Genomic DNA, 9,705 nt, shown 5'->3' with positions numbered 1-9,705 from the left:
GCGGCAGCGGCCAGGTGGTGAAATCCGGCGACGAGACGCTCACACTCTCCGGCGCCAATTCTTACACCGGCGGCACCCTTATCAGCAGCGGCACGCTGGTCGCCAACGATGTAAACGCGCTGGGCACCGGTGACGTCACCGATAACGCCGTGCTGGAACTGAACACCGGCGGTGATTTTGACAACGCCATCAGCGGCAGCGGCCAGGTGGTGAAATCCGGCGACGAGACGCTCACACTCTCCGGCGCCAATTCTTACACCGGCGGCACCCTCATCAGCGGCGGCACGCTAGTCGCCACTAGCGTTGAGGCGCTGGGAAGTGGCGACGTCACCGACAACGCCGTGCTGGAACTGAACACCGGCGGCACGTTCGACAACGCCATCAGCGGCAGCGGCCAGGTGGTAAAATCCGGCGATAAGACGCTCACGCTTTCCGGCGCCAATTCTTACACTGGCGGCACCACCATCAGCGGCGGTACGCTGGTCGCCAGTAACGTCAACGCGCTGGGCAGCGGCGATATCGACAATTACGCCAGCCTGCAACTGAACGCCAGCGGCCAGTTCGTTACGGCAAATCTCACCACTCACGATAACGCCACTACCGCAATTGGCGCAGGCAGCGCATTGCGGGGAAATACGTTAACGCAGGAGGCGAACAGCACCCTGGCCGTACACCTGACCGACAGCAACAGCGGCGCCATTGTCACCGCCGACCACGCCAACCTGGGCGGTACGCTGGATATTACCGGCATCGGCAACGTGGCGAAATCCTGGACCCGCGACGCGTACGCCTACACGCTGATTGACACGGACAGCGCCATCAATAGCGATTTTGCGCAATTCACCGTAGCCGGTATGGACGCCAAACAGGTGGATTTTCTCACCGTCGATGGGCGCGTGAACGCCGCCGACGACACCCGCTATGACGTAACCGCCTCGTTGTCCTGGTATGCCGACAGCGACAACGCCGCCACCAACGCCCACGGCACCTTCACCCTGAGCGAGCAAGGTCACAGCTTCACGCTGAACACCGCGCTGACGGACGTTGACGCCACGCTCAATCCCGACAGCGCCACCTACTGGGACGGCAAATCGCTCATCAAACGGGGCGCTGGCACGCTGATCCTGGGGGCGCAAAACACCTACAGCGGCGACACCGACGTGCAGGAGGGCGCGCTATGGCTGGCCGAAACGGCGACTATCGGCTCTGCGGGGAGCGCGCAGGCGGTTAATATCGCCGCGAACGCCGCCTTTGGCGGCCATAACGCCACGGTGAACGGCCATGTTAACAACCAGGGCAGCCTGTACTTTGTCGATACGTTCACCGTCAACGGCGATGTCGTCAACAGCAGCGCGATGATAAGCGGCAGCGACCAGCCCAACAATACGCTGACGATCGCGGGAAACTATACCGGCAACGACGGTCATCTCTATCTCAATACCCAACTGGGCGATGACAGCTCGCCCACCGATAAACTGATCGTCACCGGCGACACCGCCGGCAGCACCACGCTGCATATCACCAACGTCAATGGCCTGGGCGCACAAACAGTTAACGGTATTGAAGTTATTGAGGTGGGCGGTCAGTCCGACGGTGATTTTAGGCTCTACAAAGGGCATGTTGATATTAACGCCTGGACCTACACGCTGAAACAAGACGGCGGCGACTGGTACTTGCGCTCCGAGTCTGATGACGTGCCGGACGACGGCGGTGAGGTTACTCCGCCTGACGATGGTGGCGAGGTCACTCCGCCTGACGATGGCGGCGAGGTCACTCCGCCTGACGACGGCGGCGAGGTCACTCCGCCGGACGACGGCGGCGAGGTCACTCCGCCTGACGACGGCGGCGATATCACTCCGCCTGACGATGACGGCGATATCACTCCGCCTGACGGCGGCGACGTCACGCCCGTGGCGCCGCAGTACCGCGCCGACATTGGCGTTTATCTCGGCAACCAGTGGATGGCGCGCAACCTGCAAATGCAGACCCTCTACGACCGGGAAGGCAGCCAGTACCGTTCCGCCGACGGCAGCATCTGGATGCGTTTTAAGGCCGGTAAAGCCGAATCGCAGGCGGTTAACGGCAATGTAGATATCGACAGCGACTACTCGCAGTTCCAGCTCGGCGGCGACATCCTGACCTGGAGCGACGGCGCGCAGAGCGTCACCGTTGGCCTGATGGGCAGCTACATCAACGCTAACACCGACAGCACCGGCAACCGGGGGGCGGACGGCAGCCAGTTCTCCGCCAACGGTAGCGTGGACGGCTACAATCTCGGCCTCTACGCCACCTGGTTTGCCGATGCGCAAAGTCATCGCGGGGCTTACATCGATAGCTGGTATCAGTACGGCGTTTACAACAACAGCGTGGATAACGACGGACTCAGCGCCAGCCGTTACGACTCCGCCGCGCACGCCGTCTCGCTGGAAACGGGTTATCGTTATGATATTGCGTTAAGCAACCGCAACACGGTCAGCCTGACACCGCAGGCGCAGGTCACCTGGCAGCGCTACAGCGCCGACACGGTTATTGACGATGGCGGTACCCGCATCAGCGGCCAGAACGATGATAGCTGGACGACGCGCTTAGGCATGCGTGTGGACGGTAAACTGTACAAAGAGAGCGGCAGGATCCAGCCGTTTATGGAGGTCAACTGGCTGCACGCCAGCGACAATGCCTCGGCCACCTTTGGCGACACGAAGGTATCGCAGGATTTGCCGAACGACCGCGTGGAAGTGAAAGTGGGGATTCAGGCAAACGTCAGCGAACGGCTAAGCGTCTACGCCCAGGCCGCCGGTCAGAAGGGAAAGAACGACTACGGCGACGCCAGCTTTAGCCTGAACATGCGCTATAACTGGTAGGTTGCTGACCAGGCATAGTACAACATTTATGCCGGATGGCGGCTACGCCTTATCCGGCCTGCAGGGTTATCAATATGTGATAATTCGTAGGCCTGATAAGCGAAGCGCCATCAGGCGTTGGGTGAGGCATAGGTTGGGTAGAGCGCAACGCAACATTCGGTATCCGGTTCCGCAAGCAGGCAGTGGAACAACTCTCCCAACTGTTTTCGTGACCCGTTTCCCGGATAAATGTTTATTCATCGACTTCAATGGGAAAAATTTGATCTGAAGCGTATTTCTGTCAGCGTTTTTCAGGGTGTCCGATCGCGCTCAGTTCATTATTTCGTGTGACGGCGGCATATAATCTCTTTCCATCAATAACGTGAGTGTCGGCACGGCTTAATGGATTGCTGTTTGGTGGGTTGTAAAAGGAAGTATCGGCGAGGACACAGTGCAGATAGTCCCCCATCTTATATATTCAATTTTGGTAAATCGGTCACCTGTAAATAGTGTTCTTCACGCAGAATCTGTGGGTCGAACGGCAGCAACTGATTAAACCGTTCATCTTAAACGTAAATATTATTTGCCTCAAAAATATAATTATCTTTTTTATTATGGGTGGTTATTAACGCAGATAATACCATTTTCTACTTTCGTCATGCTGATAATAAAAGTAAAGCGGAATATAATGCAGGACATCTGCAGAGAATTACCCGAATATAATTGAAAAGGAATTTGTATGCTTAATGGAAAAACATTAATGCTGTTGTTGGGTGGGGTTGTTCTCTCGGGCTGTGGGCCGGAGCCCTCCGACCCACAGGGAAATAATCCGGCTGAGTTAAAACAGGAGCAGGCTATCCAGAAAGAAAATAGCGCTCAGGCCGGGGATGACACTGTCCAGAAAAGACAAGCCGAGGCCGCCCAACAGGCTGCGAAAAAAGCAGCCGAATATAAAGCGAAAGCTGAAGCCAAAGCCCTGGCAGATGCCAAAGCGGGATCTCTGGCAACAGCCGAAGCACCGCAACATGAAATGCGGACACGTGCCGCGGCATCAAAAGCGTTCGCTGCACAAGGCGGTAATGTAATGGGGACCGCGCGTTACGAACACTACGATGAAAATCCGATTAAACAGGTAAGTCAGGCGCCGCTCGCCACGTTTAGTCTGGATGTAGACACTGGCAGCTACGCTAACGTGCGGCGCTTTCTGAATCAGGGACAACTGCCGCCGCCGGAAGCCGTGCGGGTAGAAGAGATGCTCAACTATTTTCCCGCGCCTCAGCCCGTTGCGGATAAGCAGGATAACACTAAACCCATTGCGGCCTGTATACCGATGCCATTTGCGGTTAAATACGAACTGGCTCCCTCGCCGTGGAACGCGCAGCGTACGCTATTAAAAGTTGATGTTCAGGCCCAGGACATGCAGACCAGAGATCTGCCACCTGCCAACCTGGTTTTTCTCATTGATACTTCCGGCTCTATGCAGCCAGCGGAACGCCTGCCGCTGATCCAGTCGGCGCTAAAACTGCTGGTGAACGATCTGCGTGCGCAGGATAACATTACGATTGTGACCTACGCGGGCGGCACTCACGTTGCGCTGGCGTCTACAGCGGGAAATAACACAACCGCGATTAAAGCGGCAATTGATAATCTGGATGCTTACGGGAGTACCGGTGGTGAAGCGGGATTACGACTAGCCTACGAGCAGGCCGAAAAAGGGTTTATCAAAGGCGGCGTTAACCGCATTTTGTTGACCACTGACGGTGATTTTAACCTCGGTATTACCGATCCCAAAGACATCGAAGCGCTGGTAAAAAAAGAGCGCGAGAAAGGTATTACTTTATCTACGCTGGGCGTCGGCGATGACAATTTCAACGAAGCCATGATGGTGAGAATTGCTGATGTGGGTAACGGTAATTACAGCTACATCGACTCCCTCTCCGAGGCGCAAAAAGTCCTCAAAGATGAGATGCATCAAACGCTGGTCACCGTTGCCAAAGATGTAAAATCGCAAATCGAATTTAATCCGCAGTGGGTGACTGAGTACCGGCAGATTGGTTATGAAAAACGCCAACTGCGCGACGAGGATTTCAATAACGATAAGGTTGATGCGGGTGATATCGGCGCGGGTAAACACGTCACGCTATTCTTTGAACTGACGCTTAACGGGCAGAAAGCCTCGGTGGATAAACTGCGCTACGCTCAGGACAAAGCCGCCTCAAAGCCAACAAAATCAAGCGAGCTGGCGTGGATCAAATTGCGCTGGAAAGCGCCGCAGGGCAGCGAAAGTACATTAGCCGAGTTCCCGGTCGTTATGGGAAAAATGCCGATCTTTGCTGACGCCTCTGAAGATTTTCGTTTCCGCGCGGCGGTAGCGGCTTTCGGGCAAAAACTGCGTGGCTCAGAAACGCTGGCAGATACAACCTGGCCGCAAATTATTAAATGGGGTGAACAGGCGCGCGGGGAAGATAAACAAGGCTATCACGCGGAGTTTATTAAACTGGTAAAACTGGCGGAAGGCTTGTCTCACTAAGCGTCAGGGGATGCCTGTACTGTAGGCATCCCCTGTTACGTCAGGCGCTTTTGCGGCTGATCAGTGGTCCCTGGCTGTTTGTTGCTGCGCGCTCCAGCACTTCCTGAATGACCGAAGAGAGTTCGTTAATCTCAAACTTGGCCACGTAGCCGTCGGCCTTCACCTTACGTATATGATCTTCGTTGGCGCTGCCGGAAAGGGAAGAGTGAATAACGACCGGGATCTTTTTCAGCCGTTCATCGGTTTTAATTTTACGCGTTAACGTAAAGCCATCCATCTCCGGCATCTCAAGATCTGTCAGGACCAGCGCGATTTTCTCGCTAATTGGCTTACCTTCGGCCTCCGCTTCCTGCGCCAGTTGCTGGATTCTCTCCCATGCATCCTTGCCGGTCACATGCATCTGATGCGGAATTCCCATCGCATTCAGCCCTTTTTCCAGCATCGCGCGGGCGACTTTGGAGTCTTCCGCCACAATGGCTACCGCGCCTGGGGTAATATAAAATTTATTGGTCTTCAGATTGGTGGCGCGCAGATCGTGGCTGGAGGGGACAATATCATAAAGGATCTGCTCAACGTCGAGCACCAGCGCCAGGTTGTTGGTTTCTTTGTTGTCATCCAGGCAGGCAATACTGGTGATGTAGCGACCGTTGACGGCTTTCTCGGCGGTATGCACCTGTTGCCAGTCAAGACGCATAATATTTTCCACCGACTCGACGGCAAATGCCTGTACGCTGCGCGCATATTCGGTGATCAGCAAAATATTCAGCCCGGTTTCCGGCTTGCAGCCCGCTACCGCTGGCAAATCAATCACCGGAATGACCTGATCCCGAATATTGACCATGCCCAATAGCGGCGCTTTCATGCCTGCCGGGCGCGTAAAGGCGGGCATTGGTACGATTTCGCGCAGCTTAAATACATTGATGCCGAACAGCTCTGACTTCTGTTCATGCAGCGATGTACCAAGACGGAATAACAGCAGTTCAAAACGGTTGGACAGGGTTAAATTGGCCCTGTCATCAATATCTTTCTGAAAATTGTCCATCCTAACCTCATTATGAAAGCCTGCCTTTTTTAGTGTTATCGGCAATGAGGACAAAAAATGGAGCGCTAAACCGGGAAAACAGAAAAATCGTAAGCCAGCTCCGTCGCCGGGAAAATAGCGCGGCATTCCGCCAGTAAGCGCTGACAGCCTTTATCGTCATAGCGTGAGCTAATATGGGTCATGATCAGCCGACCGACGGCAGCTTCCCGCGCCAGCGTCGCGGTTTGACGGGTGGAGCTGTGTCCGCGAGCGTTGGCTTTCTCCTCCATTGACGCATCCAGCGTGGTTTCATGGACCATCACATCCACGCCTTGCGCCAGCGCGAGGGCGGCCTCGCAGGGCGCGGTATCGCCGAAAATCGCCACTGATTTCCCGGCCACGGCGGGAGCAAGGTAGTCGGCGCCATTGATCTGCCTTCCATCGACAAGCGTGACGGTTTTTCCTGCCTTCAACGCCTGAAACAGCGGGCCGGGCGTAACGCCTGCGGCTTTTAACGCCCTGGCATTCAGCGCGCCAGGCTTGTCATGTTCAACAACGCGATATCCGTAGCACTCCAGTGGATGCTCCAGCCTGAACGCGGTCACTTTACGCAGACCGTCGTCAAGAATATCGCCTGCGCTAATTTCTTCAATTTGCAACGGAAAATCGGTCCATGAACCGCTAAGGCGCAGTGTGGTTGCAATAAACTCACGCACGCCTTGAGGCCCGTATACGGTTAGCGGATGAGGATTCCCCGCCATCGACCGGCTGCATAGCAGACCCGGCAGGCCAAACAAATGATCGCCGTGAAGATGGCTGATAAAAATGCGCTCAAGCTTACCGGGATGAAACGCGGTATTAAGCATTTGATGCTGTGTCCCTTCGCCGCAATCAAAAAGCCATACTCCCGGCTGCGTTGGATGTTGCAGATGTAATAAAATTGCCGTTACATTGCGTGAGCGCGTGGGAACGCCTGCGGACGTACCTAAAAAAATTAATTCCATCTTGTCCATACACGTTTGGTTATCGTTTAACCCAAGATTACCACAACACAGGAGCGCATCATGATTGACTGGCAGGATCTCCACCATAGCGAACTTACCGTTCCTCAACTTTACGCGCTACTCAAATTGCGCTGCGCGGTCTTTGTGGTAGAACAGCGCTGTCCTTACCTGGATGTGGATGGCGATGATTTAGTCGGCGACAATCGGCATATTCTGGGCTGGCATCAGGATGAGCTGGTGGCGTATGCGAGGATTCTGAAAAGCGATAATGAATCAGACCCGGTTGTCATTGGCCGGGTGATCGTCAGCGATGCCTGGCGAGGGGCGAAACTGGGCCAGCAATTAATGGCGAAAACGCTGGAATCTTGTGGGCGGCACTGGCCGGATAAGCCGCTATATCTGGGGGCGCAGGCGCATCTGCAACCTTTTTATGCGCGGTTTGGTTTTATTCCCGTCACCGATGTTTATGACGAAGATGGCATTCCGCACCGGGGAATGGCGCGGGAGGTTCATCAGGCATAAACCGAAACCGTTGACTATAGTTAGGAGCAGGTGTTAACACAACGGAGAATGAGAATGTCATATCAATTTGGTGAATCACGTGTTGATGATGATCTGACTTTGCTCAGCGAAACGCTGGAAGAGATTTTACGTTCCTCAGGCGATCCCGCCGATCAAAAATACATTGAGCTGAAAGCCCGCGCGGAACAAGCGCTGGAAGAGGTGAAAAACCGCGTAAGCCATGCGTCGGATAGCTATTATTACCGGGCAAAGCAGGCCGTTTATAAAGCGGATGACTACGTTCATGAAAAACCCTGGCAGGGTATTGGCGTAGGCGCGGCGGTAGGACTGGTACTTGGACTGCTGCTGGCGCGGCGCTAAATCCCCCCACTGAACAGAATTGCAACCCTCCCTAAATGAGGTACTGCTTTTTTAGGGCAGTACCCCGTATAATGTGGGGTTTTTAACAGGGAGGGTCCGCGTGCATTCTATTACTACTGCGCTGGAAAATCTGACGCGTCAGCTATCGCAAGAGATACCGGCGACGCCAGGGCTTTGCGTTTTCGATGCGCCTTTCCCTTTAAACGATGCCTTCGATGCATTGAGCTGGCTGGCCAGCCAGTCATCCTTTCCGCAATTCTACTGGCAACAGCGTAATGGCGACGAAGAAGCTGCCGTTCTCGGGGCAATCACCGTCTTTTCATCGCTCGATCTGGCGCAACGGTTTTTACGTCAGCACGCGCAGCCTGACCTGCGTATTTGGGGGCTGAATGCGTTCGAGCCGAAAGAGGGCTACTTATTGCTGCCGCGGCTGGAGTGGCGACGTAGCGGGGGTACGGCGACCTTACGCTTACATCTGCACAGTGACGTTTCGCTACGCGATGATGCGCGCCAGGCGAAAGCGTTTCTCGCTTCTCTGGTCGGCATTAAGCCTGTTCCGGCGCTGCGCCTTTCGCTCACGAGCGAACAACACTGGCCGGACAAAGACGGTTGGGTGAAGCTGATTCAGCAGGCCACCCACACCATTGCGCAAGAGGCGTTTGATAAAGTTGTGCTGGCGCGGGCCACCGACTTACAATTCTCCCGTCCGGTCAATGCCGCCGCGATGATGGCGTCCAGTCGTCGTTTAAATCTCAACTGCTACCACTTTTTTATGGCTTTTTCCGCCGATACCGCCTTTTTGGGATCATCGCCGGAGCGGCTCTGGCGGCGGCGTGAAACGGCGCTGCGTACCGAAGCGCTGGCCGGGACGGTGGCGAACCATCCGGATAACCATAAAGCCTGGCAGCTTGGCGAATGGTTAATGAAAGACGATAAAAACCAGCGAGAAAATATGCTGGTTGTCGAAGACATCTGCCAGCGACTGCAAAACTGCACCCACTCGCTGGATGTGCTGCCGCCGCAGGTGCTCAGACTGCGCAAGGTACAGCATTTGCGCCGCTGTATCTGGACGGCGCTTAATCAGGCGGACGACACGCTCTGCCTGCACCAGTTACAGCCTACCGCAGCGGTCGCCGGGATCCCTCGTGAACCCGCGCGTTGTTTTATAGAACAACATGAGCCGTTCGAACGTGAATGGTATGCCGGGTCGGCAGGCTATCTCTCCACGCGGCAAAGTGAGTTTTGCGTGACGTTACGTTCAGCCAAAGTGACGGCCAATGTGGTGCGATTGTATGCCGGCGCGGGAATCGTCCGCGGCTCCGATCCGGAACAGGAATGGCAGGAAATAGATAATAAAGCGGCCGGGTTACGTACCTTATTGCAGATGGATGCGTAATGAGTCACATATTCCCGACCCATATCAATAAT

Annotated in this window: 7 protein-coding genes; 5 read left to right on the top strand and 2 right to left on the bottom strand. The window is 55.1% G+C overall.

The features are described from left to right. Together NA986_RS15085 and NA986_RS15080 are read left to right on the top strand one after the other, a co-directional pair. Nucleotides 1–2,861 (top strand): autotransporter outer membrane beta-barrel domain-containing protein (locus tag NA986_RS15085; RefSeq protein ID WP_198905189.1); only part of this gene is annotated, 2,861 nt, incomplete at its 5' end. A 718-nt stretch (nt 2,862–3,579) separates the two neighbouring features. Continuing rightward, nucleotides 3,580–5,370, top strand: coding sequence for a vWA domain-containing protein (locus NA986_RS15080; protein WP_070793985.1), 1,791 nt, complete (start codon nt 3,580–3,582; stop codon nt 5,368–5,370). A gap of 40 nt (nt 5,371–5,410) precedes the next feature. On the opposite strand, the gene NA986_RS15075 is transcribed toward NA986_RS15080, so the two are convergent. Next, a complete protein-coding gene (locus tag NA986_RS15075) occupies nt 5,411–6,412 on the bottom strand; it encodes a chemotaxis protein (RefSeq protein WP_000368558.1) in 1,002 nt (333 codons plus the stop codon). A gap of 65 nt (nt 6,413–6,477) precedes the next feature. Continuing rightward, a complete protein-coding gene (gene rbn, locus NA986_RS15070) occupies nt 6,478–7,395 on the bottom strand; it encodes a ribonuclease BN (RefSeq protein WP_070793986.1) in 918 nt (305 codons plus the stop codon). Between the two features lie 60 nt (nt 7,396–7,455). Between rbn and NA986_RS15065 the strand changes: the two genes are divergently transcribed. From NA986_RS15065 to menF, 3 genes are all read left to right on the top strand, one after another. Then, nucleotides 7,456–7,917: a GNAT family N-acetyltransferase gene (locus NA986_RS15065; RefSeq protein WP_000568155.1), complete on the top strand. Its 462-nt coding sequence runs from the start codon at nt 7,456–7,458 to the stop codon at nt 7,915–7,917. Between the two features lie 54 nt (nt 7,918–7,971). Further along, complete coding sequence (gene elaB / locus NA986_RS15060; protein ID WP_001519663.1) at nt 7,972–8,277, top strand: stress response protein ElaB; 306 nt, start codon at nt 7,972–7,974, stop codon at nt 8,275–8,277. A gap of 100 nt (nt 8,278–8,377) precedes the next feature. After that, nucleotides 8,378–9,673: an isochorismate synthase MenF gene (gene menF / locus NA986_RS15055; protein ID WP_000555674.1), complete on the top strand. Its 1,296-nt coding sequence runs from the start codon at nt 8,378–8,380 to the stop codon at nt 9,671–9,673. Nucleotides 9,674–9,705: the final 32 nt, after the last annotated feature.

The organism is Salmonella sp. NW177, from assembly GCF_051811585.1.
Classification (GTDB): Bacteria; Pseudomonadota; Gammaproteobacteria; order Enterobacterales; family Enterobacteriaceae; genus Salmonella; species Salmonella enterica.
This window is presented reverse-complemented; position numbering and strand designations above follow the sequence as displayed.